General features: G+C 60.3%; 24 protein-coding genes and 1 pseudogene. 12 read left to right on the forward strand and 13 right to left on the reverse strand.

Translation table 11 applies throughout. The features are described from left to right. From CCR95_RS20135 to CCR95_RS20150, 4 genes and pseudogenes are all read left to right on the forward strand, one after another. Positions 1-382: pseudogene (locus tag CCR95_RS20135) on the forward strand (hypothetical protein); the annotation flags it as partial. Positions 383-409: 27 nt separating this feature from the next. Then, the gene (rsxD, locus tag CCR95_RS20140; RefSeq protein WP_201097827.1) at positions 410-1,450 is read left to right on the forward strand and encodes an electron transport complex subunit RsxD; all 1,041 of its coding nucleotides are present in this window, start codon (positions 410-412) and stop codon (positions 1,448-1,450) included. Then, positions 1,447-2,100, forward strand: coding sequence for an electron transport complex subunit RsxG (gene rsxG, locus CCR95_RS20145; RefSeq protein ID WP_201097828.1), 654 nt, complete (start codon positions 1,447-1,449; stop codon positions 2,098-2,100). The genes rsxD and rsxG overlap by 4 nt, the downstream gene beginning before the upstream one ends. Continuing rightward, on the forward strand, positions 2,100-2,795 hold the full coding sequence (locus tag CCR95_RS20150; protein WP_201097830.1) for an electron transport complex subunit E: 696 nt from the start codon (positions 2,100-2,102) through the stop codon (positions 2,793-2,795). Before rsxG ends, CCR95_RS20150 begins: the two co-directional genes overlap by 1 nt. A 53-nt stretch (positions 2,796-2,848) precedes the next feature. Here the strand turns inward: CCR95_RS20150 and CCR95_RS20155 are convergent, their stop codons facing one another. Beyond that, on the reverse strand, positions 2,849-5,014 hold the full coding sequence (locus CCR95_RS20155; protein WP_201097831.1) for an ATP-binding protein: 2,166 nt from the start codon (positions 5,012-5,014) through the stop codon (positions 2,849-2,851). Positions 5,015-5,347: 333 nt separating this feature from the next. Here CCR95_RS20155 and CCR95_RS20160 point away from each other — a divergent pair, with 333 nt between their 5' ends. Beyond that, the gene (locus CCR95_RS20160) at positions 5,348-6,238 is read left to right on the forward strand and encodes a phosphoribulokinase (protein ID WP_201097833.1); all 891 of its coding nucleotides are present in this window, start codon (positions 5,348-5,350) and stop codon (positions 6,236-6,238) included. Between the two features lie 65 nt (positions 6,239-6,303). Here CCR95_RS20160 and CCR95_RS20165 read toward each other — a convergent pair whose 3' ends face one another. From CCR95_RS20165 to CCR95_RS20190, 6 genes are all read right to left on the reverse strand, one after another. After that, a complete protein-coding gene (locus CCR95_RS20165; protein WP_201097835.1) occupies positions 6,304-6,621 on the reverse strand; it encodes a hypothetical protein in 318 nt (105 codons plus the stop codon). A 302-nt stretch (positions 6,622-6,923) separates the two neighbouring features. Next, positions 6,924-8,150, reverse strand: a complete 1,227-nt coding sequence (locus CCR95_RS20170) for an SPOR domain-containing protein (RefSeq protein ID WP_201097837.1) — start codon at positions 8,148-8,150, stop codon at positions 6,924-6,926. Between the two features lie 146 nt (positions 8,151-8,296). Beyond that, positions 8,297-8,725 (reverse strand): FKBP-type peptidyl-prolyl cis-trans isomerase, encoded by a 429-nt coding sequence (locus tag CCR95_RS20175; protein WP_201097838.1) that lies wholly within the window; start codon positions 8,723-8,725, stop codon positions 8,297-8,299. Positions 8,726-8,884: 159 nt separating this feature from the next. Then, the gene (locus CCR95_RS20180) at positions 8,885-9,556 is read right to left on the reverse strand and encodes a trypsin-like peptidase domain-containing protein (RefSeq protein ID WP_420825679.1); all 672 of its coding nucleotides are present in this window, start codon (positions 9,554-9,556) and stop codon (positions 8,885-8,887) included. Between the two features lie 244 nt (positions 9,557-9,800). Then, positions 9,801-11,009, reverse strand: a complete 1,209-nt coding sequence (locus CCR95_RS20185; RefSeq protein WP_201097840.1) for a D-alanyl-D-alanine carboxypeptidase/D-alanyl-D-alanine-endopeptidase — start codon at positions 11,007-11,009, stop codon at positions 9,801-9,803. Positions 11,010-11,016: 7 nt separating this feature from the next. Next, a complete protein-coding gene (locus CCR95_RS20190) occupies positions 11,017-13,338 on the reverse strand; it encodes a tetratricopeptide repeat protein (protein WP_201097842.1) in 2,322 nt (773 codons plus the stop codon). 274 nt (positions 13,339-13,612) lie between these two features. Between CCR95_RS20190 and CCR95_RS20195 the strand changes: the two genes are divergently transcribed. From CCR95_RS20195 to CCR95_RS20205, 3 genes are all read left to right on the forward strand, one after another. Beyond that, entirely contained in the window at positions 13,613-14,275 is a 663-nt protein-coding gene (locus CCR95_RS20195; RefSeq protein ID WP_201097844.1) for an LON peptidase substrate-binding domain-containing protein, read from the forward strand. Between the two features lie 69 nt (positions 14,276-14,344). Beyond that, entirely contained in the window at positions 14,345-14,671 is a 327-nt protein-coding gene (locus CCR95_RS20200) for a HesB/IscA family protein (RefSeq protein ID WP_201097845.1), read from the forward strand. Positions 14,672-14,790: 119 nt separating this feature from the next. Then, a complete protein-coding gene (locus CCR95_RS20205) occupies positions 14,791-15,207 on the forward strand; it encodes a SufE family protein (RefSeq protein ID WP_201097846.1) in 417 nt (138 codons plus the stop codon). A gap of 277 nt (positions 15,208-15,484) precedes the next feature. Here the strand turns inward: CCR95_RS20205 and phbB are convergent, their stop codons facing one another. After that, complete coding sequence (phbB, locus tag CCR95_RS20210; protein ID WP_201097847.1) at positions 15,485-16,225, reverse strand: beta-ketoacyl-ACP reductase; 741 nt, start codon at positions 16,223-16,225, stop codon at positions 15,485-15,487. A gap of 166 nt (positions 16,226-16,391) precedes the next feature. Beyond that, positions 16,392-16,757, reverse strand: coding sequence for a phasin family protein (locus tag CCR95_RS20215; RefSeq protein WP_014779711.1), 366 nt, complete (start codon positions 16,755-16,757; stop codon positions 16,392-16,394). A 217-nt stretch (positions 16,758-16,974) separates the two neighbouring features. Here CCR95_RS20215 and CCR95_RS20220 point away from each other — a divergent pair, with 217 nt between their 5' ends. Beyond that, positions 16,975-17,685 (forward strand): SDR family NAD(P)-dependent oxidoreductase, encoded by a 711-nt coding sequence (locus CCR95_RS20220; RefSeq protein WP_201097848.1) that lies wholly within the window; start codon positions 16,975-16,977, stop codon positions 17,683-17,685. Positions 17,686-17,848: 163 nt separating this feature from the next. Here the strand turns inward: CCR95_RS20220 and mutS are convergent, their stop codons facing one another. From mutS to CCR95_RS20235, 3 genes are all read right to left on the reverse strand, one after another. After that, a complete protein-coding gene (gene mutS, locus CCR95_RS20225; RefSeq protein ID WP_242523380.1) occupies positions 17,849-20,488 on the reverse strand; it encodes a DNA mismatch repair protein MutS in 2,640 nt (879 codons plus the stop codon). Next, positions 20,485-20,634: a hypothetical protein gene (locus CCR95_RS20230; protein WP_201097849.1), complete on the reverse strand. Its 150-nt coding sequence runs from the start codon at positions 20,632-20,634 to the stop codon at positions 20,485-20,487. Before CCR95_RS20230 ends, mutS begins: the two co-directional genes overlap by 4 nt. Positions 20,635-20,735: 101 nt before the next feature. Next, positions 20,736-21,167: a hypothetical protein gene (locus CCR95_RS20235; RefSeq protein ID WP_242523381.1), complete on the reverse strand. Its 432-nt coding sequence runs from the start codon at positions 21,165-21,167 to the stop codon at positions 20,736-20,738. A 242-nt stretch (positions 21,168-21,409) separates the two neighbouring features. Between CCR95_RS20235 and CCR95_RS20240 the strand changes: the two genes are divergently transcribed. After that, positions 21,410-22,609: a TraB/GumN family protein gene (locus CCR95_RS20240; protein ID WP_201097850.1), complete on the forward strand. Its 1,200-nt coding sequence runs from the start codon at positions 21,410-21,412 to the stop codon at positions 22,607-22,609. A gap of 40 nt (positions 22,610-22,649) precedes the next feature. Here the strand turns inward: CCR95_RS20240 and CCR95_RS20245 are convergent, their stop codons facing one another. Then, the gene (locus tag CCR95_RS20245) at positions 22,650-23,597 is read right to left on the reverse strand and encodes a hypothetical protein (protein ID WP_201097851.1); all 948 of its coding nucleotides are present in this window, start codon (positions 23,595-23,597) and stop codon (positions 22,650-22,652) included. 67 nt (positions 23,598-23,664) lie between these two features. Here CCR95_RS20245 and CCR95_RS20250 point away from each other — a divergent pair, with 67 nt between their 5' ends. Continuing rightward, complete coding sequence (locus CCR95_RS20250; RefSeq protein WP_201097852.1) at positions 23,665-24,435, forward strand: spermidine synthase; 771 nt, start codon at positions 23,665-23,667, stop codon at positions 24,433-24,435. 359 nt (positions 24,436-24,794) lie between these two features. Then, positions 24,795-25,667, forward strand: a complete 873-nt coding sequence (gene speE / locus CCR95_RS20255) for a polyamine aminopropyltransferase (protein ID WP_201097854.1) — start codon at positions 24,795-24,797, stop codon at positions 25,665-25,667. Positions 25,668-25,802 lie beyond the last annotated feature (135 nt).

A 25,802-nucleotide genomic window follows, 5' to 3' on the forward strand; every position in this document is an offset into this window, starting at 1 on the left:
GGCAAGGGGCAAGGGGCAAGGATTTGGGCCTAAAAGCCGTTTGATTGTTCCGCTGGCTGGCTTGCCTGAAGCCGCTCGTTGCCCTCGATGCCCACTCAACGTGAGTCCCGAACGCTTCGGTTTCGCTCAAGACAGGCTTGTGGAAGGGTCGAACATGGTGCTGCTGTCCAAGCTTAGTCAGCATCGAAACGATCCGAATCGACATTGCCTTGGCGTGCGTGTTTTCAGCCGCACTCTGCGGGCCTCCGGGCAATCTTGGATCGCGTTGCTCATGGCTAAATTGCATTGTTTCCTCGACAACGACAACGACAACGACAACGACAACGACAACGACAACGATGGTATTCGTTGTCGTTGTTTCACGTATTTTTACCCGTTATAAAACCACTGACCACTTCCCGAAAGCCAAATGAAAACCGCCATCGCCTCTTCCCCCCATGTCCCCCGCGCCAACCGGGTCGACCGCGTCATGCTGGACGTGATGCTGGCGCTGGTGCCGGGTATCCTGGCCATGACCTGGTATTTCGGCTGGGGCCTGCCGATCAACATCGCGCTGGCCGTCACCTTCGCCGTCCTCGCCGAAGCGGCGGTGATGACCGCGCGCGGACGTCCTGCCCTGTCCACCATCGGCGATCTCAGCGCAGTGGTTACCGCCGTGCTGTTCGCAATCTCGGTGCCGCCCACCTTGCCCTGGTGGCTGACCCTGCTCGGGATGCTGTTCGCGATCGTGCTGGTCAAGCAGCTCTACGGCGGGATTGGCTACAACCCCTTCAATCCCGCCATGGCGGCTTATGTATTCCTGTTGATCTCCTATCCGATCGCCATGACGACCTGGATCGCGCCCGGTATGCTGGCCGAGCACGCGTTTTCGTTCCTGGAGTCGCTGCGCCTAATCCTGGACGGCAGCCCGCCGGCCGGACTGACCTGGGATGCCATCACCTCGGCGACGCCGCTCGACGAGATGCGCGGCAAACTCGATCTCGGCATGACGATCGACGCGATTCGCCAAAGCCCGCTGTGGGGCGATTTTGGCGGTCGCGGCTGGGAGTGGATCGCTAATTGGTTCCTGCTCGGCGGGGTCTATCTGCTGTGGCGGCGCATCATCACCTGGCAGATCCCGGTGTCGATGCTGCTCGCCCTGACGGTCTGCGCCGGACTCTTCTGGCTCGTCGATCCAGGGACGCATCCCTCTCCGGCCTTCCATCTCTTCAGCGGCGCGGCCATTCTGGGCGCCTTCTTCATCGCCACTGACCCGGTCACCGCCTGTACCACCCGCAAGGGTCAATTGATCTTTGGGGCGAGTATCGGTGCGCTCCTCTTTGTCATCCGCACCTGGGGCGGCTATCCGGACGCCGTGGCCTTCGCGGTCCTGTTGATGAACATCGCCGCACCAACCATCGATTACTACACGCAACCCCGTGTCTTCGGGCACGGCGGAGAACGCCGATGAAAACCCAGCCCATTCTGCTCGCCGGCTTCGTGCTCGGCAGCTTCGCCGTCACCGGCGTGGCCCTGGTGTCGGTCACCCATGAGGCGGTCGATGCGCGGATCGCCGGCAACCAGCGCCAGGCCATGGAGCACAAATTCGCGACCATCCTGCCGGCGGGGCAATCGGATAACGATCCGCTGCGCGACACCATCGAGGTTCAGGCGAAGGATTTTCTGGGTGCCGACAAGACCCAGGTTTATCGAGTGCGCAACGCCGACGTGCCGGTTGCGGTGGTGCTCGAACCCGTGGTCCCCGATGGCTATGCCGGCCCGATCCGGCTGCTGGTCTCGGTGTTGCACGATGGCTCGCTCGGCGGGGTGCGCGTGCTTTCACATCATGAGACACCCGGTCTTGGCGACAAGATCGAAGAGGCCAAATCGAACTGGATTCTGGACTTCAAGGGAAAATCGCTGACTAACCCGCCCCGCGAACGCTGGGCCGTCAAGCGTGACGGCGGCGCGTTCGACCAATTCACCGGTGCCACCATCACGCCCCGCGCCATCGTCGGCGCGGTCAAGAACACCCTGCTCTATGTCGAGCGCCAGGGCGACGCGCTCTTCGCCCCCGCCGCGGCCACTGCGCCGACACCGCCCCCACTGGAGGAATCCTGATGTCCGACCACAAAGGTTATAGCGCCATCCTTGGCGAGGGACTCTGGCACAACAACCAGTCGCTGGTCGCCCTGCTTGGACTCTGCCCGCTGCTGGCCACCACCACCTCGGCCACCAACGGACTCGGCATGGGGATCGCCACCACCGCCGTGCTGACCTGCTCCAACGGCACCGTCTCGCTGGTCCGCCATCTGGTACGACCGGAGGTACGGATTCCGGTCTTCGTGCTAGTGATCGCCTCCTTCGTGACCCTCGTCGAACTCCTCATGCAAGCATTTTTTTACGAGCTGTATTTGGTGCTTGGGCTGTTTATCTCGCTGATTGTGGTCAACTGCATCATCATCGGCCGCGCCGAATCCTTCGCTTCGAAAAACCGGCTGGACCGCGCCCTGCTCGACGGCCTCGCCGTCGGATTGGGCGCGACGCTAGTCTTGACGACCCTCGGCGGTCTGCGCGAGCTGGCCGCGCAGGGGACGCTCTTCGACCAGATCCATCTGCTGCTTGGCGAGGCCGCCCAGGGGCTAACGTTGCGGCTGGGCGACGATTTCCAGGGTGCGCTGATCGCAATCCTGCCGCCTGGCGCCTTCATTGGGTTGGGTCTGCTGATCGCGCTCAAGAATCTCATCGATCAGCGGGTCAAACGGCGTTCGCGTCAGACGCCCACGGTCAATCCGGCTGGGTCTCCCGCAGGCTGAAAAAAATCCAGGTCATGCGATCTCAGTCGGTCGCTGCCAAAAAGTTGCCAGGCTCACCTTGAACTCGCGCTGGATGCCGGCGGCGGTAGGAGCGCCAGCCGTTCCACGGTCTGACGTAATTCATCCGGATTGACTGGCTTGGCCAGGAATCCATCCATTCCAGCGCCGAGGCAGGTACGTTTGACATCCTCCGCCGCAGTGGCCGTCAACGCAACGATCGGCAATGGATGGCCAGCGGCAAGTTCCCGATATCGCCGGGTAAAGCCAATCCCATCCAGCTTCGGCATATGCAAATCCACGATGGCGATCTGGTAGCTACCGTTCAGCGCTGCCGTCAGCGCGGATTCGCCATCTTGAAAGCGCTGATGGGTATATCCCATCTTGGTCAGAAAGGCGGTAATGACCCTCGCCGCAATTTCATTGTCCTCCGCGATCAGGACTCGAATCGCTCGCGCAACGCGCAAGCTCCCAGTTGGCAAGTTCGCGGTAGACTGCTCATGGGCGTTCGCGAGAGCAGTCACGCCCTCCGGCGCGCGGCCGAGAAGACGCTCGACAGCTCCAACCAGATCCTCGGCCAAAAAGGGTTTATTCAGACCGGCCATGGCCAGCGACGTTTGAGGCAACCGACGCCCGGCGTAGGTCAGCAAGAGACAGGGCAGATTCTCTCCGAGAGACTCCTGGACTTCGGACAGCGCGCGTTCCAAGTCAAATCCAGCGGGCTGATCGGAAATGACCGCCAGATCCATGTCCATTTCTCCAGGCATGGACCGAGCCCCCTCGCGGGGGCTGATTGCCTTGATCTCGCTAGGCTCCGCCACGAGCTGACAGAAGACCTGTTCGCGGTCCAGAATCGTGCCAATCAGCTCGCGCTGCGTCCGATTGGGATCCACGACGATTACGCGCAGGCCGCGCAGCCTTCCCTCCGATGGCAGTACCGACGAGACAAAGTCGTCGCCGAGCAATGGCAGCCTGACCTGAAAGCAACTGCCCCGGCCTTCCGTGCTCTCGACCGTGATCGTCCCACCCATGAGCAAAGTCAGGTTGCGCGCGATCGTCGTGCCCAGACCGGAGCCACCAAAGCGGCGGGTTGTAGAGTCGTCCGCTTGACGAAAACTGTCGAACAAGTCGGGGAGTTTGTCCTTCGGGATCCCAATGCCGGTGTCCACGATCTCGAACTGTAAATGCGCGAACGCGAGCGACGCTTCTGGCGGTCGGACGCTCATCCGCACCGACACCTGGCCCCGCTCCGTAAATTTGATCGCATTGCCCATCAGATTGAACAGGATCTGGCGAATCCGCAGCTGATCCCCGCTGACCTGGCTCGGTACCTCGGGGTCAACCTGACAGATGAGTTCAAGGCCGCTTGCCAATGCCAGTCCTTCAAGGATCTCGCAGACCTCGCGCACTAACTCGCGCGGGTTGAAGGGAATACACTCCAGCGTCAGCTTGCGGGCATCGATCTTGGAAAAATCCAAAATGTCGCCGATGAGTGCGTTGAGCGCCTTGGCTGAACTCGCAATGGCTTGAACATAATCGCGTTGTTCCAAGTCGAGCCGAGTGTCCTTGAGCAATTCGGCCATGCCGATCACGCCGGTGAGCGGTGTTCGCAATTCGTGGGTCATGAAGGCCAGAAAATCCCCCTTGGCCTGATTTGCCCGCACGGCATCCTCTCGCGCCTGCTGAACCTGACGTAACAGAGAAGACTGATAAAGCGGCAACAGCACCAGCAAGATGAGAAAAAAGGCGGCCTCGAAGGTATGCCGGTGCCATTCGTCGAGTTCGATCAAGACAAAATTATAGGCAATCACCGCCACTACCGACGCGACGACCAGATGCCTCTGACCGAAACGGGTGCCAGCGGAGATGAAAATCAGGATATAGAGCAGGTAAAAGGGGCTGATTGCTTCGCGGGTGATAAAAATGGCGAGACTGACGGCGATGATATCGAGACAGAGCGCGAGGTAACAACGGGCTGACCAGCTTGGTCGACGGGCCACGCTGACCAGAAACCCGATATTCGAGATCAGATAAAGTGTGGACAGGGTCAGATAATAGGGGATATCGACTCTATAGTAACCGGTCCAGGCTCCGAGTCCGATATAGATCGCGCCGAACAGGCAAACCGTGATCCGCACCACTGCCGACTGAAACTCCGGGTTTCTCTGCAACTCGGGGGATACGCCAAGATGCTCACTAACCCATTCTCCCAATCCATCCATGCGTCACGCGCCTCCATTTCAATCCCGGATGTCACTGACCGGCGTTCCGGTCTGCGTAAGCCTGACGAGTGGGGATCGACACGCGCCTGACATTGACTCTCGTGAGTACGGTACGACGACTGAACCTGGATGTCGAACGGACTTTGCGAAGAGGTTGCCCAGCGGCGCAAAAGGACTGAGAAAAGTCGGATTGGCGGCAAGCCAAATCAACTTCCTCGCCACGATGGACTATCTGTCCCATGGTATATTAGTTCATCATTTCGCACTTGCGCTTGGATGACAGGCGTGTGTGCGGAGATTAACGAAGAGAACGAAGAAAACGGGGAGAGACTCATGTCCAAGAAACATCCGATTGTCGCCGTCACCGGATCCTCCGGAGCCGGCACTACAACCGTCAAGCGCGCGTTCGAACACATCTTTTATCGTGACGGTATCAGCGCTGCCGTGATCGAGGGCGATAGCTTCCACCGCTTTAATCGCGCCGAGATGAAGTCGGAAATGGCGCTGGCCGCCGAAAGGCACACAAACCTTAGTCATTTTGGACCCGATGCCAATCGTTTCGATCTGCTGGCGGAACTTTTCCACGATTACGGCGAGAGCGGCACCGGCAAAAAGCGTTACTACATCCACAGCGATGAAGAAGCGATGCAGCTCAACGCCCGCCTGGGAACCGAGCTTGCCGCCGGCCAGTTCACCCCCTGGGAAGATCTGCCCTCGAATACCGACCTGCTGTTCTACGAGGGGCTGCACGGCCTGGTGGTGACCGAAGAGGACAATGTCGCCCAGCACGTGGATCTAGGGGTCGGCGTGGTTCCCATCGTGAACCTGGAATGGATTCAGAAGATCCAGCGCGACAACCTGGAGCGTGGCTATACTGCCGAGGCGATTGTCGACACCATCATGCGTCGGATGCCTGACTACATTCGTCATATCACGCCACAGTTTTCGCTGACGGATATCAACTTTCAGCGCGTCCCCACAGTGGATACCTCCAATCCCTTCATTGCGCGCGATATTCCAACACCGGACGAAAGCTTCGTGATCATCCGTTTCAGAGATCCGGAAAAGCTGGAAGTCGACTTCCCCTATCTCCTTTCAATGATTCATGATTCTTTCATGTCACGCCGCAATAGCATGGTCGTACCGGGCGGCAAAATGGGCTTTGCCATGGAGGTGATTCTGCAACCCATCATCGAGCGCATGATGGAAGCGCGGAAGGTCTAAACTCATGCTCTCCCGCCCTACCTCTTCTTTAAGATGTAAGGGCGAGAGGACAGCAAACGGATACGCTAAGCGCCTCCTTCGGTCAGTTGCTTTCTTAAGGCGACGATCTGTTCTCCCAACGTTTTTAATTGTTCGATCTGATCTTGCAGGTAATCCACTTCTTCCTTCAGCCGTAGCATGGATTGTGATTTTTCACGCATGCCGCGCAGTTCAGCCAGTGCCTGCTTGAGTTCCATCGAGTCCTGCTCGCGACGCAGCAGTAATTGGTGCGTCGTCACGGCATTGGTATTGATGTCGGCTGGAGCGTTGAGATTAGCCCGGTAGACTCGATCCAGGATCATATCCAGGTCGCGATCAAAATGATTTGAAATTTCTGGAGGCATCGTTTTAAGCGGCTAGACTAGATGAGTACCGAAAAATCGTAAGATTAGGATGTCAACACTTGTCCAGGATGGTCAGAATCCGGAGTTGGTCGCTCTCAGTATACGTAAAGCGTTGCCCCTGAAACTGCGTGTTGGTTCCAAGAATCGATCTTTAAATGTTAGCGTCTACTTAATGATAGATGCCCCAATCAATGAGCGAGTGCTCAAAGGTCTTGTCGACGGCAGAGGCCGATCGACTTTGCTGTTGAAGGAGCCCAGATCAGATGTCTTCCGGCATCGCTCTGGTGCGAGGACAGGGTACCTCAATGATGAGGCGCTGCGTTTAATGGGATCACGGTTGAATCAGAGTCGAGTTTGCGAACCCAGAGATCCAGTTTAGCGAACTCAGGGGGGAGCTTTGCAATCGCGGAGTTCGCCGACTCGCGGCTTGCATGCAGGCTGTGGATCAAGACAAACCAAGGCCGCCCCTGATACGTTTCTTCCTGATAGTAAACCGGAGAAAGCGCGGGATAACGTCGCACATAATTTTTGAGGTCTTCGAGCGAAAAAAAGCCAATCAACTGAAGCGTATAGGGAGCTTCGTCGATATTGATGCGTGCTGGAGCGGCGAATGCTTCCTGCTCGCCGCTGGTTCCGTTGTCGGCTGCAGGCACGCGGGGTTCAGGTGGCGTTGTTTCGTCTGAGATTGGCTCCGGCATCGTCGTCGACGGGGCGTCGAAGGTGGGGAGTTCCAGCATTGGTGGCGATTCGGTGGAGAGGGGATCTTCTGAATCCGTAATCGCGACCACCGCTTGATTTTCCTGTAACCGTGGCTGAGCATCGCGCATCACGTCACCGGTTGATTCGGCCTGAGCGACCGTCTGGCTGGATGCGGTGGAAACAGGTTCACTATCATGTGTGGTAACTGGCACTGCGGGTGTCTTATTGAGATTTTCCAGTGACATGGAAATTGATTTCATCGCCACCGACAGTTGAGACAGCTTTTCTTGAGTCAGTTGGTTTTGAGTGACACGATCAGGAATCTGACTCTGGAGCTGCCTGATCGCATGGCGGAGTTCCGCGGCTTCATCGGCCACTGTTTTTCGCGTCTGATCGAATGCGACATAAAAATAGACCAGAGAAATCGCGACCAGTATCCCGAAGAGCAGAAGTATGCCGACCAGCATCGAACTGCGTCTTTTGAAACCATCCTCCATTTCATCGCGATAGCTCTGCCAGCTTCTCTGGAGTCGGGTCGCGGTGAGCCGCCGGTCATCATCGACATCCGCAATGCGCGTCACCAGTGCAAGCTCGGCCTCCTGGAACGCGACTCTTTGTTGCTCCAGGTTCGCTGAGAGAGTGTCAATCTGAGCGGCTTGTTGCACCAGGCGGGCCAGAATGTTGCCGCTTTCCGCATCTGTCACAGCCTGGCTGACGCGCTCGCCGGGCGGCTCGTCAAATTCGGGCGACAAGGACTCGGAGATCTGCTCTAAAGGCATATCGTCTTTGTTTGGGTGATTCTGATGTTGCGAATCTTGATCGTTTTCCATGGGCAGTGCATCTCGATGCTGGCTTCTGGCGAATAGGCTAGCGCTGAAGACTGATGCCTGCTGAATACCCCTCAGCGCTCCTCTACGCGGATTCGATCGGATCAGTGCCAAGTGGCATCTCTTTGGTTCCGTTTAACAACAGGCAGCTAGCGAATCGCAAGCAACTCCAAATCGAAGGTCAGATCCCTTCCAGCCAATGGATGGTTGCCGTCGATCATGACCTGTTCCGAGTCAAAAGACTTGACGACAAACGAGATGGGAACTCCATCGGGACTTTCCGCGCTTAGAATCAAGCCTTCGTGGAGTTCGATGTCATTTGGAAGCGCGGCGCGGGGAATCTCCTCCGTCATTTCGGCCTGATAGGGGCCATAGGCATGATCGGAGGCAATCCTCACAATTTTGGACTCGCCAACCGACATCCCTAACACAGCCGCCTCGAAGCCTGGGATGACGCCACCCTCACCGAGGGTAAATTCCATTGGTTCGTGGCCGACGGTCGAATCAAAGCGCGTGCCGTCATCAAGTGTGCCAGTGTAGTGGATCCTGACGGTATCACCCAGTTTAGCGTGGGACATGAAAAAAGCACCTAGTCAAGAATCTGGAGTCGGCCCATGAATTCGCGCCTGAGCGTTGGCGCAGAAGGCGGCCGCCAATGCGTTGCGTGACCGATCAAGCCGGTGAGTCACACTCTAGGATAGCCCGCCGGCGCGTGCAAATTGGTTTGATCTTTGGATTTAATGTCGCTTGATCATCCGACTCAATGCAGTCCGTGCCCGGTTACTGGGAACGGCAAAGCCGATGCCGACGTTGCCGCCGCTTGGACCAATGAGCGCGGTGTTGATGCCAATGATCTCCCCGGCCAGATTGATCAGAGGACCACCTGAATTGCCAGGGTTAATGGATGCGTCGGTCTGAATCAATTCCCCGAGCTGGTTGCCTGCGATCCCGCTACGCCCGACCGCACTGACGATTCCCGATGTGACCGTCTGGCCCAGACCGAAAGGGTTTCCGACCGCGATCACGAAGTCGCCAACTTCCAAGCGGTCCGAGTCACCGAGTGGCAGGGAAGTCACATTCACCGGAGGGATTTTCAGGATGGCGACATCGGTCGCGGTATCGGATCCGAGCAACTGCGCACGGAAGCTGCGTCGATCCTTCAGCGTGACCATGATGGTCGCGGCATCTTTCAGCAGATGGTCATTAGTCATCACATAGCCATGCGCGGCATCGACAATCACTCCGGACCCCACACTCTGGCGCTGCTGAGTCGGATCCAGATCCGGGACGGTTAAACCGAAACGATCGAGGAAACGGCGGAAATCGGGATCCCGCAGAAAAGGATGGTCATCCATCGGCGCCCTCGAGTTCACCGAAATGTTGACAACTGCCGGTGTGATCTGTCGCATCAATGGAGCGAGAGATGGATAGTTGATACCTCCCTTTAGAGAGGGCAAGACGCCCGAACCGGAGGCGTCCAACCGATTGGTGCCAGCGGACTGCGGGATGGTGCAAGCCGCTAGCAGCGTGGCCAGCACCAGGGCGGCAGATCGCGCTAACTGGATGGAAGAACAGTGGAAATGACGGATGCTTAGAGATGACGCTGGCACTGAGTTCAGTCCTGTTAGCGCGAGAGGGCAAGAGGCTTCTCGATCAGCGAACCAGGCTGCTCGCGACCCGCTGTCTGAGATTGTATTCCACCGGTTGATTAATGAGTAACGCAAAGGGTGCCCAGGTTCCTTCGCGTTGCACGTATCCAGCGTAGCAGCTCACGCCGCGGAGCGTGCCGGTTTTTGCGCGTACATTATTGTTACCCTCTTGTGCCGACAGGAGATTGCGGTAGGGCGCAAAGGCATCCAGTAACTCGACGAGTTGCCGCGCGCTGAGTCGGTTACCGCGAGAGAGTCCGGCGCCGTCCTCAATCCGGAACTCGCGCCAACCGAAACGACTGCGCGCGAAATCTGTCATGCTGCGCCGAGCGGCGGCCATGCTCACGTATCCTTCTCCCGGCGGATCCGCCAGGCGCAGAAAGAGTGCATTGGCAATAAAATTATTCGAGAATTTCAGCATGGATTCGATCATTTCTACCAGGGAATGGCTGTTAGCGTGGCGGTAGAGCCGCTTGGCGTGACGCGGCATGGGTGCGATTTTCTGTTGGTCTCCGACTCGCACCCCCGCCTTTTCCAGCTTGATCGCCAGCAATTCGCCAAAATAGCGCAGCGCGATCTCGCGCTCGCGCAGATTGATCCGTTGCTTGCCGGCGCCGCCGGCCAGTCCGAAGCGGCGGGCGGTGGAGGTGAGCGGGGTTTGGGTTTCGGCGCTGCGTACCTGATCGCCATTGCGGACCAGATTGAGCGTATTGAAGTTGGCCGCCAACGCCGTCACCGGTGCGTCATAGGGATTATCCGAAGATGATCGTCCGGCAATCTCCACATCCGGGCTGAAGAAGCTGTCGTCGAGCCCGATGCCCGCGACCTCGCGCAGCCCTCTGGACGTGAGCGCGGCGACCATTCGATCCAATTCCTCCGACACCAGATAGGGGTCGGCATAGCCTTTTACCCACAGCCAGTTGGCGTCATCCTGATGGACGTCGGTCTGGAAACGATAATCGCGCCCCCAAGTCTCCAGCGCAGCGAAGGCCGTCAGCAGTTTCATGGTCGAGGCAGGAACGCGCGGAGTGTCTGGCTGATGCACGATCAGATCGCTTCCCTGCTCCTTGAGCAGCAGACTAGCCTGGCTCATCCCCTTGATCTGAGCTGCCGGATCCGTTGCCATCGCTGGCGGGACCGATAGCGCAAGCAGAATCAGTAAAGGGGTCATCCAGTGGCGCTTACGGGAAACGATGGAGGCAATTGGTTTCATCGTTGACTCATTGCGTTTTGCTTAAAAGTTGCTGGCGACGACGCTGCACGCGGCGCGCTTCCGCGCCCTGCGTGGCGCCTTCCAGTTGTTCGAACTCCCGACCTGCCCAGGCGCGGTCGCCGAACAGATCGACGATGCCATCGGTCCAGTGCAGCTGTTCGGCGGTAACGGTCAATCTGCCTTTGATGCCCGTATACAGCGCGCGAACCTGTCCCTGACTGAAGCCGCTCTCTAGCAGCCGATTGGCGAGCTGGCGCGCCTCGCTGGCCGAACCGCAGCATTCTGCGGCCTTTTCCAACAACGCCTTGCTCGTCTCCTCCAGACCCAGATCCCTGGCCACCCGCGCCAGCTCGGCAAAGGCGAAGTGGTTGCCGGCCTGTTCGGCGGCTTGTTCCAGCGCGGCGGAAGCCCCTTCCCGATCACCCAGCAGGCGCCCCTTGACCGCGGCGAGCTTGCTGAAATCGTAGGCGGAGTGCTCGCTCAGGCCGGCCAGTTGCCGCTCCCAATCCTCCAGCAGCTCCCGAACCAGTGCGCGGGCCTGATCGCGATCCGGCAGCAGTTCGGCGGCGGACTCGGCGATCTGGATGACATTGGCGAAGCCCTGAACCCGACCGGCGGCGTCCTTCAACAGCCGGATCGCCCAGTCGCTATCGCCCAGATGCTGGCTTACGCTAGCGACCAGTTTGCGCGCCTTGGAGAAGTCCCAGCCCTCTTCGTCCAGCTTCTTCTGCGCGTCCAGCAGCAGCTTCCGAGCATAAAAGCGGTCGTCGAGTTCGGCCATCATGGCGTCGATCAGCTTGAGCGTCTTGACCGCGGTATTAGCACCCTTCTCGGCGTCCTGGAACACGGCATACTTGGCCTGGTTGGCCTCGCGCTTCGCCAGCTTTTCCTCAACCACCGCGAGCCAGTCCGCGTCCTCCGCGAAATCGGTCTTGACGGCCGCGACGAGACTCTTCATCTCGCCAACCGAAGTCACCTGCTCCTCGGCTTTGGCAAAAAATGCGCGGGCCATGTCCCGGTCGCCCAGCACGGTCAGCGTGCGCTTGCCAAGATCCAGCAAGGCCGGGGTGCCCGACGCCAGCTCGCTGGACTTGACCAGAATCTCGCGGGCGAATGCCTGATCGCCGAGCTTGGCCGCGACCGCGTCCAGCAATTTCAGATGCTGTCCCAGGTCGGTCATCCCGGCCATCGCCTTGCGATAAATCGCCGTCGCCCTGGCCGTTTCGCCGAGCCGGTCGACAACCTCGGCGGCGACCGACAACAGGTCGTTGGGCTGGGTCAAGGCATCCGCCGCGCGGCCATAGACCTCCGCCGCATAGGCTTTGTCGCCGGTGTCCGCGATCACCGCCTCGGCCAGCTTGAGCCGTTCGGCGGCGGCGCTCATGCGCTCTTCGGCCTTGGCGTAGAACTGCTTGGCCAGCGCCGGATCGCCGACTTTCGCAGCGATGAATCCTCCCAGTTCCAGAAGCTGGCCCTTGTCGTTGACCTCGGGCAGCGCCTTGCGATAGGCGGCGACGGACTTGTCGCGATCGCCCAGCAGGGTCCAGTACGCAGTGGCCAAATCGAGATGTTCCTCGCCGCTCATGGCGAATTCGGCGGCCTGCTCCATCAGCTCCGCGACCTTGTCGCCATCCTCGAACAGCGCCTTGTAGCCGGCGGCCAGGGCCGCGAAATCCTTGGGAAACTGACAGTCGGTCTCGGCGTCGTCGAGCACCTTGCGGGCCGCGTCCCGGTCGCCGAAGGTGTCAAGGTAACCTTTCGCGTAGGCGACCGTCTCGGTCATGCCGTCCAGATGACGCTCGGCCTTGCGGTAGAAGGCGCGCGCCGCCCCGGCGTTGCCTTCGGCGGCCAGCGTGCGCGCGAGATCGAGATAATCGGCCAGGGTCTTGGCCTGCGCCTCAACCTTGGCGAGCAGGGTCGCGGCCAGCGCCTCGTCGCCCAGCGCCTCCTTGGCGTAACCCGAGAGCGTCAGAAATTCGCCAAGCTTTTTGGCCTCCCCGGCGGCCTCCTCGATCAAGGCGCGACCCTTTGCGGGATCCGTTCCGGTGCGCGCGAGGCTGGCGCCCAGCGCGGCCTTTTCCAGGGCATCGAAGCAGGCATCCTCCGCCTGCTCATAGAGATCCCCGGCATAATCGGTCAGGCCAGCGGCAGCGGCACCCTCGGCTGCGGCGAGATAGTCCGCCGGCATCTGACATTGCGCCTCGGCGCGCTCCAGCAGGGTCTTTGCATAGTCCGCATCGACCGCGATGGCCGCTTGCGCCAGAGTCGCGAAGTCGGCCGCGCTCTTGCATTGCGCCTCGCGGGTCATCAAGTCTGCTGTGGTCGTCATCGGAGTTCCTCGAATTTCAGCTAGTTGTTTAGGTACGAAACCGCGTCAGGCATGCCGGCGCTGTTTTTGGGTGGATCCATCCCCACGGCAATACAGAGGCATCGCGGTAAACCCGATGGACCTGAACCCGCGATGAAATTTCGTCATTGATGGCTGTGGAACGGCCGTGCGCGCCCCATGTAAACCTCATCAACGATCGACGTTCTCATGACGCGATTCCGTATCGGCCAATCGTCCCGAGCCTGGATGCCGGGTTCGAATCATGGAGCCTATGATGACCCGTAGTCCTTTCTTTCCCAAATTTTCCGATCTGCCAGCCGAGCTTCCGGTCTTTCCGTTGGCCGGCGCGGTCGTGATGCCGGGCGTGCAACTCCCGCTCAATATCTTCGAGCCACGCTATCTCAATCTCGTGTTTGACGTTCTGGCGTCGGATCATCTTCTAGGCATGATCCAGCCGACCAGCGAAACGATGATGGACGAGGTTCCGGCGCTCCATCGCATCGGCTGCGCCGGCCGCATCACCTCCTACAGCGAGACCACCGACGGGCGGGTCATCCTGGTTCTGACGGGCATCTGCCGGTTTCAGATCAAGAGCGAAATCGAGGGTCGTCGGGGCTATCGGCGCGCGGCCGTCGACTGGGAGCGTTTCACCGCGGACTGCCATGACAATCCGGAAACGATCGCCGACCGCGAGGGGTTTCTCATCTCGCTCAAATCCTATTGCAAACTGCGTGGGGTCGAGGTGCCCTGGGACGATATCGAGAAGATGGCCGATGCCGATCTGACCAATCTGCTGTGCGCCCATCTGCCGCTCAGTCCGGAGGACAAACAGGCGCTGATCGAGACCATCCCTACCAGCGAGCGCGCGGCACTGATGCGCGGACTCCTGGACATGGCGTCGGCCTCCAGCATGAACGTCGCGGAGCATCGGCATTGAAATCGACCGCTTCGGGGGCAATTTCAAGATCCTAACGATATTCCGATCGATGTACACGAGGTTTTTCCCATGGCAGTTACCTTAACTCAAGCCGCCGCGCGCCATGTGGCGACGATGCTCGCAAAGCGCGGGCATGGTGTTGGACTGCGGGTTGGCACGAAAAAGAGCGGCTGTAGCGGCTTCGCCTATGAGGTCGATTATGCCGATCGCGTCGCTCCCCAGGATCGGGTGTTCGAGAGTCATGGCGTCAAGGTGGTGGTCGAGGAAGGCAGCCTTGAGCGCATCGACGGCATGGAAATCGATTTCGTGAAATCCAGCCTGCTCAACGAAGGCTTCGAGTTTCGCAATCCCAAAGTAAAAGATCAGTGCGGGTGCGGCGAGTCGTTCAGCGTTTAAACCGCGTCTGGCATGACATGGCGCCGATTCGGCGCGGCCTGGCCGGAATCGATCCGCATCAGGGCTGACGCGGTTTCAAAATATCATTCTTTATGGTCAGTCGACCCGCGAGCCCCGCGATGAGCAACGACGACATTCACGAAATTATCGATGACTTCGAGCTACTGGGCGACTGGGATCAGCGTTATCAATACCTGGTCGAACTCGGCGAGCGACTGCCCAGAATGCCCGTCGAACACAAAACCGACGCCAACCGGGTGATGGAGTGCATGAGTCTGGTCCATGTCGCCGCGCATCCGGATCCCGACCAGCCGGGACATCTTCTCTACACCGGCGACTGCGACACCGCCATCATCAAAGGCGTGGTCGCGCTGTTGGTAGGGCTGTTCTCGAACAAAACCCCGGCGGACATCGAGTCGCTCGACGTAGACGATCTTTTCAAGGGCTTGCGGCTCGAAGAACATCTGAGTCCGAATCGACACGTCGGTGTCTATGCCATCGTCAATAAAATGAAACGTCAGGCACGGGTGGTTTAGCGGCGGGCATCGGTTCGTCGCCCCCTTGAGTTTTTCCTCAGGCAGATTGGGCCAGCTTCTGCCGCCCATCGGTCGGACAGTCATCTAGAAGCGATAAAATCCCCCGGAAAACAAACCTCCGTCGTCAGTGACAGCGTTTATTCGCGCATAAAAAAAGCCCGGCGGGGTGCCGGGCCGAAAACGTCTCATGATGAGAGAGACGAGGAGGACTCTGTGAAAATCTGTTGGAAATCAGACTTGCCGCAACGCTGGCGCCTGATTCGTCCGCAGTTGACCGTTAGTGCATGAACAGGCCGCCATTGACCGGCAAGTTGGCGCCAGTCACATAAGCGCTCTGGTCGCTGGCCAGGAAAGCGATGGCAGCGGCGATCTCGTCGGGCTGTGCCATGCGACGCATCGGGATACCGCCGATGATGCTGTTGCGCACGGTCTCGTCCATCGCCAGGGTCATGGCGGTCTCGACATAGCCGGGCGAGACGGTGTTGACGGTCACGCCCTTGGACGCGCCTTCCTGGGCCAGGGCCATGGTGAAACCGTGCATGCCGGCCTTGGCGGCCGAGTAGTTGGCCTGACCGAACTGGCCGCGCTGTCCGTTGACGGACGAAATGTTGATGATGCGTCCGAAGCCGCGCTCCAGCATGCCTTCCCAGATCGGACGGGTGACATTGAAGACGCTGTTCAGGTTGACGTTGATCACCGCGTTCCAGTGGGCAGCTTCCATCTTCTTGAAGGTCTTGTCGCGGGTGATGCCGGCGCAATTGACCAGAATGTCGATCGAGCCGTGCTGCTCGGTGATTTCGGTGACCATGCGCGCGCTATCCTCGAACGAGGAGACGTCGGCGGCAAAGGTCGCGATCATGAAGCCTTCGGCGGCGCGCTCTTTCTTCCAGGCTTCGGCGGCATCCGCCTCGGACGGGTGGTGGTTTGCCACGACGGTGCAACCGTCCTTGGCCAGACGCGTACAGATGGCGGTGCCAATTCCGCCGATACCACCGGTGACGAGTGCGATGCGTGCCATGGCTTTATCCTCCAGAATCTTATTGGTCGTTAGGGTTTATAAGGCGTTTGCGATTCCAATGGCCTGACTTTTGGTCAAGCATTAATTCCATTGGCCATGATGCCGGGCATGCCCGGCATCATGGCCAATGGCAGTCCATCCCTGGACCGCGGGATGCGCGAACCGATTAAGCGGTCGCGGTGTTCTTGCGCAGATCGGCGGTCAGTTCGGCCGTGTTCTTTTCGAGCCAGGCGCGATAATCGTCGCGTGCCTCGCTGACCAACTGCATGGTGGTCTTGCTTTCGGCCATCACGCGCTCGCTGAGTTCCTTGGTCGCGTCGACCTGACCCTGGAAGAACTCGTTGTAGCCTTTCGCTTCGGTGGCCAGCTTGGTGACTCGGGTGGCGTGATCCATGTACAGGGTCAGCGCGTCCATCTGACGGGCCGCCATCTTCTCGAAGATGCGCACGTTCAGCTCGCCCAGGCTGGTCAGACGCTCGACGCTCTTGCTAGCCATTTCGTTGACGGTGTTCAAGGTATCGGTGGTATTCATCGGTATCTCTCCAGAAGAATGATTGTGCGGTGCAGCAATTGTTGCAGTGCACAATAGTCTTCTCGATCGCTCAGGTCAACACCGATTTTGCAATTCTTTTTATTTAACGCGAGTTCTGGTTCTGAGTCGATTACAGTCAAAGCCTTAAGCTGATTGAATCCCCTGATCGCGCGCCCTATGTGTCCCATCAAGATCAATCCATTCACCGGAGATTCCCGTGTCCGAGCAGCCCATCGCCATTGTCACCGGGGCCAACCGAGGCCTGGGTTTGGAGACCAGTCGTCAGCTCGCCGCCTTGGGCTATCGGGTTTTCCTCACGGCCCGGCGCGAACCCGAGGGCCGCGCTGCGGCGGAACGCCTGGCGACCCAAGGATTGTCGGTCGGCTTCCATCCTCTAGACATCACCGACGAAACGTCTGTCCGCGCCCTAACGGAAACGGTGCGTGGGATCGGCCGGCTTGACGTCCTGGTCAACAACGCCGGAATTTTCTGCGATCCGTCGCCTGGAACACCAGAGTCAAGCGTCTTCCGTGCAGATCCGACACGGGTACGGGAGTCGATCGAGACCAATGCCCTGGGGCCCTTGCGGCTCTGCCAGGCATTGATTCCACTGATGGCGGGGCGCGGCCGGGTGGTCAACGTCTCGTCGGGCATGGGCCAGCTCGCCGACATGCACGGTTGCTGCCCCGGCTATCGTCTCTCCAAGGTCGCACTCAACGCCCTGACCCGGATCCTGTCCGATGAGTTGAACGGTACCTCCGTCAAGGTAAACTCGGTCTGTCCAGGCTGGGTGCGAACCGACATGGGGGGAGCCAATGCCGACCTGACGGTGGAAGATGGCGCACGGGGTATCGTTTGGGCCGCGACCCTTCCGGACGATGGACCGAGCGGCGGGTTCTTTCGGCATGGCGAGCCGATTGCCTGGTAGATTGCCGGCCGAGTCAACGGGGGCGGATGCAGAGCAGGTTGCGAGCCCGTTGTAGAACCGCACCGCTGTGGATCGCCGGCGCCTCGAACCGACAATTGGAACTTTTTTCATGCGCCCTCGTCTCCCGAGCACGGACAATGACAGATGTCGGGACGGTCGCGGTTTAACTCGACTGCATCCGGTCTTCCACCATCTCCTTTAACCGATACAGATTCTCCAGGGCGTCCTTTGGCGTCAGATGATCGGGATCCAATTCACGCAGGGCGCCGCAGACCGGATGCTCCGGCGGTGGCGCCGCTGCAGGAATCAGCGGGAATAGCGACAGCTGCACCGCCTCCCGCTCCGCGTGACGCCGCGCGGCTTCCTCCAGTTCGCGCAGCCGCTCCCGCGCACGTCCGATCACGAACGTGGGCACGCCGGCGAGCGCCGCGACCGCCAGACCATAACTCTGATTCGCCGGTCCATCGCGCAAGGCGTGCATGAAGACGATGGAGGTGCCGTGCTCGACCGCGTCCAGATGGACGTTGGCGATGCCGGGGTATTCCTCCGGCAGCGTGGTCAGCTCGAAATAATGGGTCGCGAACAGGCTGTAGGCGCCGATCCGGGTCGCTAGCTCCACCCCACAGGACCAGGCCAGCGAGAGTCCGTCGAAGGTGCTGGTGCCGCGCCCGACCTCGTCCATCAGCACCAGACTCTGGGCGGTGGCGTTGTTCAGGATATTGGCCGTCTCCTCCATCTCCACCATGAAGGTCGAGCGCCCTCCGGCCAGGTCGTCGGAGGCGCCGATGCGCGAGAAGATCCGGTCGACCGGGCCAATGGTCGCGGCGCGCGCCGGCACGAAGCTTCCGACATGGGCCAACAGCACGATCAGCGCGTTCTGGCGCATGTAGGTGGATTTGCCGCCCATGTTGGGGCCGGTGATGACCAGCATCCGCCGGCGGGCGTCCATGCGCAGACCGTTGGCGACAAAGGGAATATCGATGACTCCCTCGACCACCGGATGACGCCCGTCCTCGATTTCGATCGACGCCGTGTCGGTGAGTTGCGGGCAGTTCCAATTCAGGGATTCGGCGCGCTCGGCCAGATTCGTGAGGACATCGAGTGTCGCAACGCCGGCCGCGCTGGTCTGCAAGGGGGGTAACGACTCCGCCAGCCGGCCCAGCAGTTCCTCGTAGAGCGCCTTCTCGCGCGCCAGCGACCGCTCGCGGCTGCTCAAAATCTGGTCCTCGAACCGCTTGAGTTCGGGGGTGATATACCGCTCCGCGTCCTTCAGGGTCTGACGGCGGACATAATCCAGCGGCGCCCGCCCGGCCTGTGCGCGATGGATTTCGATGTAATAGCCATGGACACGGTTGTAGCCGACCTTGAGTCCGGGGATGCCGGTGCGTTCGCGTTCGCGGGTCTCCAACTCCAGCAGAAAGCGATCGGCGTTGCTCGACAGGTCGCGCAGTTGATCCAGTTCCTCGTCGAAACCGGGGGCGATCACGCCGCCGTCGCGGATCAGCATCGGCGGTTGGGCGAGGATGGCGCGCGTGAGCAGATCGTGGGTGTCGGGATGCTCGCCGATGTCGGCATCCAGACGCGCGAGCAAGGGATCCTCGATGCCGGCCAGCAGGTCGTGCAACGCCGGAAAGACCGCGAGGGAATCGCGCAGCACGGCGAGATCGCGCGGGCGCGCCGTGCCCAGGGCAATGCGCGCGAGGATGCGTTCCAGGTCGCCGATGCCCGCCAGCGTCGAATGTAGGTCGGACAAGTTGCCCTCGGCGATCAGCGCCCGGATGGCGGTATGGCGCTCGCGCACCGCCATCCGGTCGCGTAGCGGGCGATGCAGCCAGCGGCGCAGCAGGCGGCTGCCCATGGCGGTGGCCGTGCGGTCCAGCACCCCAGCCAGCGTATGCTCGGCGCGACCGCTCAGACTTTCGGTGATCTCCAGGTTGCGGCGGGTTGCGGCGTCCAGGATCAGCGCCTCGTCACGCTGCTCGGTGATCAGGCCGCGCAGATGGGGCAAGGCGGCGAACTGGGTGTCGCAAACGTACTGGAGCAGACAGCCAGCCGCCCCGACCGCCAACCGCAGACTGGCGCAGCCGAAGCCGGTCAGGTCACGGGTGCCGAACTGCTGGCAGAGCAGCCGCTCGCCGCTGTCCGGATCCAGATGCCAGACCGGGCGGCGGGCGATGCCGTGTTCGATGCGCAGATCGGTTGGGAGCGAGCTGTCTTCCGCGACCAGAATCTCGGCCGGCTTCAGTCGCTCCAGTTCGCTGGCCAATGCCTCGCGGGTCGCGACCTCCAGCACCGAAAAGCGTCCACTGGAGAGTTCCAGTACCGCCAGTCCCCAGCCGTTCTTACCCTCCGCGATGGCAGCCAGAAGATTTTCCCGCCGATCTTCCAACAGCGCTTCATCGGTCAGAGTGCCAGGCGTCACCACCCGGTTCACCCGGCGCTCTACTGGCCCCTTGCTTTTCGCCGGATCGCCGATCTGCTCGCAGATCGCCGCCGAGACGCCCTTGCGCACCAGCTTGGCGAGATACCCCTCAAGCGTGTGATGGGGTATCCCCGCCATCGGAATCGGCCGGCCGGCGGACTGGCCGCGTTTGGTCAGGGTGATGTCGAGCAGCCGCGCCGCCCGCTCGGCATCTTCGAAAAAGAGTTCGTAAAAATCCCCCATGCGGTAGAACAGCAGCAGGTCGGGGTAGTCCGCCTTGAGACGCAGATAGTGCTGCATCACGGGCGTGTGCTGGGCGAGATCGGCCGGCTCGATCGATGGGTTGGGTGCGTTGGCGGGATGGCCGGAGAGGGCTTTCATTGACCCTCCTCTCCACGCGACAATTCACGTTCGGTCTGCCTGGTGCTGGAGACGTTGGCGGGCCATTCGGCCAGCCGGGCGGTGCCGCCACCGGGATGGGCGGTCAGTACAAATGGGGTGTCGAGCGTGGGCATGCTGTCTTGCAACTGGCGCAGTCGTACAGAGGAAAGTCCGGCTAGTCTAACAGTCCGTCGGGGTTTCCCGCTGGAGCGCGCGCGACATGGCGTCTCCCGATCCTGGGCGCGGTTTAATCGAACGTGGGCAGGCCCGATTGTAGCCACCAGGAATCGAGCTTCTCGTCCCAACGCCAGAGCTGACGGTCGGAAAGTCGCTTGACGACTTGCCGGTCTTCGTAAAGGTATTCGATCGTGACGATCTGCGTCGCGCTGTCCTTATCCTGCAACGTGGGTGGTTGGACGACGTCATAGCCGGTCAGGCGAAGCCCATTAAACAGGGGAGGCAGAGGCTTGTTTTTGCGCAAATCCGGGTGAACGAAACCATAGGCGGTTTCGTAGTATCCCCAGCGCAGCGCAGATTGATAACCGTTGGTTGCCGTCTGCAGTCCGACGGCTCGTTTATCCTTTTCCACGGCACCGCAACCACTGAGCAGGAGCGACGCGAGGAGCGCGTAAAGCAGGCCGAACGAGCACATCGACCACGTATGCGTTGGACTGGACATCGGAATTCCCATCGAAGCGATGCTGGGCGGCAATCTTGATCGTGGCGTTGATGATACGGCATCCAGATGGCGGATACAGCGCCCAACGCACGACCCAATGCCTGAACCGCATTCCGCCGATCGCGTCGACTGAAGGCGATGCGCAGGGACACTCGCGGCAACGCCGGTCGCGCTGAATGCGTCCCTCGCCGACTGGAGTATCATTTCGCCCCTTGCTTCGTATTCCCTAATGGCAATATCCCATGACCGAGTCACTCGAACCCCGCTGCGAAATCGTCCTGGATGACGTCCAGGTGACCCTGCTCGGCACCGCTCATGTTTCGCGCATCAGTGCCGAGCAGGTCGAGAGGCTGATCCAGAGCGGCGACTACGACGCCGTGGCGGTCGAGTTGTGCCGGAACCGCTTCAACGCCTTGATGGATCCGCGCTCGCTCGCTCAGACAGACCTCTTCTCCGTCATCCGCCAGAACCGCGTCTATATGGTGGCCGCCAGCCTGGCCTTGTCGGCCTATCAGCAACGGCTCGCCGATCAGTTCGGCATCGAGCCGGGCGCGGAACAGCGGATGGCTTTGCGGCTGGCCAAGGAGCGCGGTCTACCGATTCTGCTGATCGACCGCGAAATCGGCATCACCCTGAAGCGAATCTCGGCCAATCTTGGCTGGTGGAAGCGCTATACGCTCTTTACGGGTCTGCTGACCGCGATGGTCACCTCGAACGAAGTGACCGAGGAGGAAGTGGAGCGACTCAAGGAAGGGGATGTTCTGGAGACCACCTTTGCCGAATTCGCGACCGATCGAAAAGATCTCTATGTGCCACTGATCGAAGAGCGCGATCGCTATATGGCCGCCAAGCTGCGGCGCGAGGTGGCACGACTCGGCGTCAAGCGTGTGCTTGCGGTGGTCGGAGTCGGTCATCTCAAGGGCATTGCCGATACGCTCGGTCAGAACCCCGAGGATGCGGCGGACACCCTTGCCGAGTTGGAGCGGCTCCCAACGCCCGGCCGCTGGCCCAAGATCCTGGCGTGGGCCGTACTCGTATTCATTCTGGGGGGGTTTGCCTGGGGCTTTGCAATGAACCCCGACCTGGGCTGGGATCTGGTGATCACCTGGGTGCTGATCACCGGCGGCTTATCGGCACTCGGAACACTGATGGCGGCTGGCCACCCGCTCACGATCCTATCGGCCTTCCTGGCCGCGCCGCTGACAACCCTGAATCCAGCCATTGGCGCCGGGATGGTCACAGGCGCAGTGGAACTCTATCTGCGCAAACCGAGCGTCGGCGATTTTGGTCGACTACGCGCGGACGTCGCCTCCTGGACTGGCTGGTGGCGCAATCGCGTCTCGCGGATTTTGGTCGTCTTTGCGTTGAGCAATCTAGGCGCAGCCATCGGTACCTACGTAGCGGGTTTCCGGATCGTCGAGATCTTCCTGTCAGGCTCCTAAACGGTCATTTCAAGCAACGCCCATTGCTTTGGGCGCCGGTTTACGCAGAGGTGACCTCCAGGTCGCGACTGGGCAAGAGCGCTTCCGATTCGAAAAAAGCGCGCTGAAACTGTTGGCAGCGATCAATGAATTCGTGGGTACTTTTCGGCATCGGCACGCGGGCACGGACGAGGAAACAGATGAGATCGGCGCCTTCGCGCAAGAGACCGATACCCTCCAACGCCTCCCGGATGTCCATGGCGGAGGGCGTGTTCGGCAGGATGGGGTCGGATTTGCGCAGCCGCTCGCTAGCCACGACATAGGCCGGCCAAACATCGAACACCGCTGGATCGGTGCGGAGAATTTCGCATTTTCGCTTGGCCGCCTCGGCAAGCTCGTCGATGCGAATCTCGCTGTCGGCGATTTGCCGGCTGTCCGCGAAGGTGTTTTTCAGCGCCACCGCAAGATGGTCGATGGCGTGCATCGTCATCGCAATCTTCAGATAGCGGCTCGCATAGAAATCCTCGATTGGCATGGAAAACGCTTTGAAAGGCTCGCCCCACAGTTCATCGATCCCCTCATCGCCACCGCGGTGACGCACCATCTTGCCGAGTTCAAGCGCCTCCAGCAGACATTGTCCGCATTCGCGCATCAGCGCATGGTCAGGGAAAATCTCGACCCCGGCGGTTTGGAGATCCACCAGGCAGTTGAAAATATCCGCCGCGCGATTGAATAGCGCGCCGGCCAGCATGGCGCCGTTGACCCGCTTGCGTTCAAGCTCGTTTTCGGCTTCATAGGCGGCGCGAGCTTCCTTGAGCCGCACCCCAGGGATGTTGATGCCGTGTTCGACATGATTGAATAAACGCCGCGTCAGCGCCTGCACCAAATGCCGCCTGACTTCAAAGCTGTCCTGTGGCGGCTCGTAATATTTAACCCAGTACCCATCGTAAAAGATACGCTCGACACCATTGATCAAGCGTTTGCTGCCATTGACTGGAGGTTGATACATATCCGCTGACATCCGGAGAAAGGCTAGACTATGTCCACTAAAATTTAGAACCGTCAGGAAAACAAGAATGCTCACCAAGGACCAGTTTGCCGTGATTGTCATGACACTTTTCGTGTGGGGCTTCGCCGGGGCTTTATTCGGCGCACTGTTTGCCGGTCTCTATCAGGTCTTGCAGGTGCTGGGACTCATCGGCTGGCAACCGTTAATTGTGGCGGCCGCCGCGGCCGCCATGACGACATCCGCCTTTTATAGCGCGATGCCCGTCGCGCTGGTAGGCGCAATGGCCGGCGTGCTGTCCTCGATCGGCTATTTGATTGCGACCGGTCAAGAAATCGAATTATTCATGATCGTCGGCATTGCCGGAACCGCTGGAGTCGTGGCGGGAAGTTTCTACGCCTGGATGGTGACGGGTGGCAGTCGACCGCTCGCCGAGACCCTCACGGGACTCCTTGCCGGATTGCTGGCGGGCGGTTCGCTCGCGGTGGCGCTGGCGATGAGCGGCGAAGAGATCGGAATGTTCGTCCTGGCGGCTGGCGTGGTGGCCCTGGTCGGTACCTTTTTCCAGATCTCGGAGCGCTGGCTGCTGACACGCACGGCTGGCTGGCTACCCGGCATCTTGTCCGCACCCGTGGTGGCGGGGCTGATTGCCGCGGTCGTTGGCGCGAGCATTTGGATCGTGGGCGGAACCACCTCGGCCATGCTGGATGTGAGCACCCGGGATGCGATCGGGCGGGTTCTCCATGACATCCCGCCGGGCTTGCTGGGCGGTTTGCTCGGCGGCGCCTTGACCGGCCTTCTGCTCGAACTTTTTGGCTTTCACCTCGAAGACCGCCACTGAGCCAGCGTCAGCCCGGCGCCTGGCGGCCATGGTGGCGTCAGTGTTGATTCAATCAATCAGGAGGATGCGGGCATGTTGATATTAACGGTCGGACTCGTCATCGGAATCTTGATCGGCTGGAGCTGGCCTCAGCCCCCGTGGGCCAGGGACATGCAGTCTCGCTTTGTTCGTTTTATCCGCTCGTCGAACAACCGGCTCGATCGCTAGACTCTGGAGAGTGTGCGCCGCCCCGGCCAGTCCTCCGGACTGCCTGGGGCCGTCTGGGGCCGTCTGGGGCCAGCTTCAGATCATCGGACGGCTTGTGAGCCCGGTGTTTGAGTCTTCATAATGGCGTCTCTATTTCGCACGGGAAACCCGCCATGCTCGACCCCAATCAATGGTTCTCGGAAGTTGCCGCGGACGACGGCAGCGCCTTCTCACTGAAGGTCTGCGAGAAGCTCCACGAGGAGCAGACGCCCTTTCAGTTCATCGAGATTTACGCCACCGAGGGTTTCGGCAATCTGATGGTGATCGACGGCTGCACCATGCTGTCGAGCCGCGATAATTTTCTCTATCACGAGATGATGTCCCACCCGGCGCTCTTTACCCATCCGGCGCCCCGGCGGGTCTGTATCATCGGCGGCGGCGACTGCGGCACCCTGCGCGAGGTGCTGAAACATCCGGGGGTCGAGTCGGCGGTGCAGATCGATATCGACGAAGGGGTCACCCGGCTTGCCGAGCGCTATTTCCCCGAACTCACCGCCGCAAACCATGACCCGCGCGCCCAACTGCTGTTCGAAGACGGCATCCGCTGGATCCGGAAGGCCCCCGACGGCAGTCTGGATCTCATCGTCGTCGACAGCACCGATCCAGTCGGCCCCGCTCTGGGACTTTTCAGCAGGGACTTTTACGCCGAGTGTCTGCGCGCGCTCGATACCCATGGAATCCTGGTGCAACAGAGCGAATCGCCCCTGTATCACCTGCGCATCCTGCAAGAGATGCATGGCGCGATGCGCGCCGCCGGCTTTGCCGACACCCAAACCCTGTCGTTCCCCCAGCCGATCTACCCCTCGGGCTGGTGGAGTGCGACCCTGGCCGGCAAGGCGGTAGCGCTTGCCGATTTCCGGGTCGTGGATGCGGAATGCAAACCCTTTGAAACCGAGTATTACAACGCGGGGATTCACCGCGCGGCCCTGGCTCAACCGGAGTTCGTTCGACGCGGGCTGGCGGCGATTGTCGAGACGCGAGACTGATTCGGAGAAAAAAAGGGGGCCATCAGGCCCCGAAATCAAGTCACAACAGCAGAGAAAATCGACGATTTCCGACCCCTTCGAGATGCCGGCAAGGAGCTTGCCGGCGGGAATCGGAGCGTCGTGTCAGTGGGAGCC

The sequence above is a fragment of the Thiocystis minor genome (genome assembly GCF_016653465.1).
Lineage (GTDB): Bacteria > Pseudomonadota > Gammaproteobacteria > Chromatiales > Chromatiaceae > Chromatium > Chromatium minus.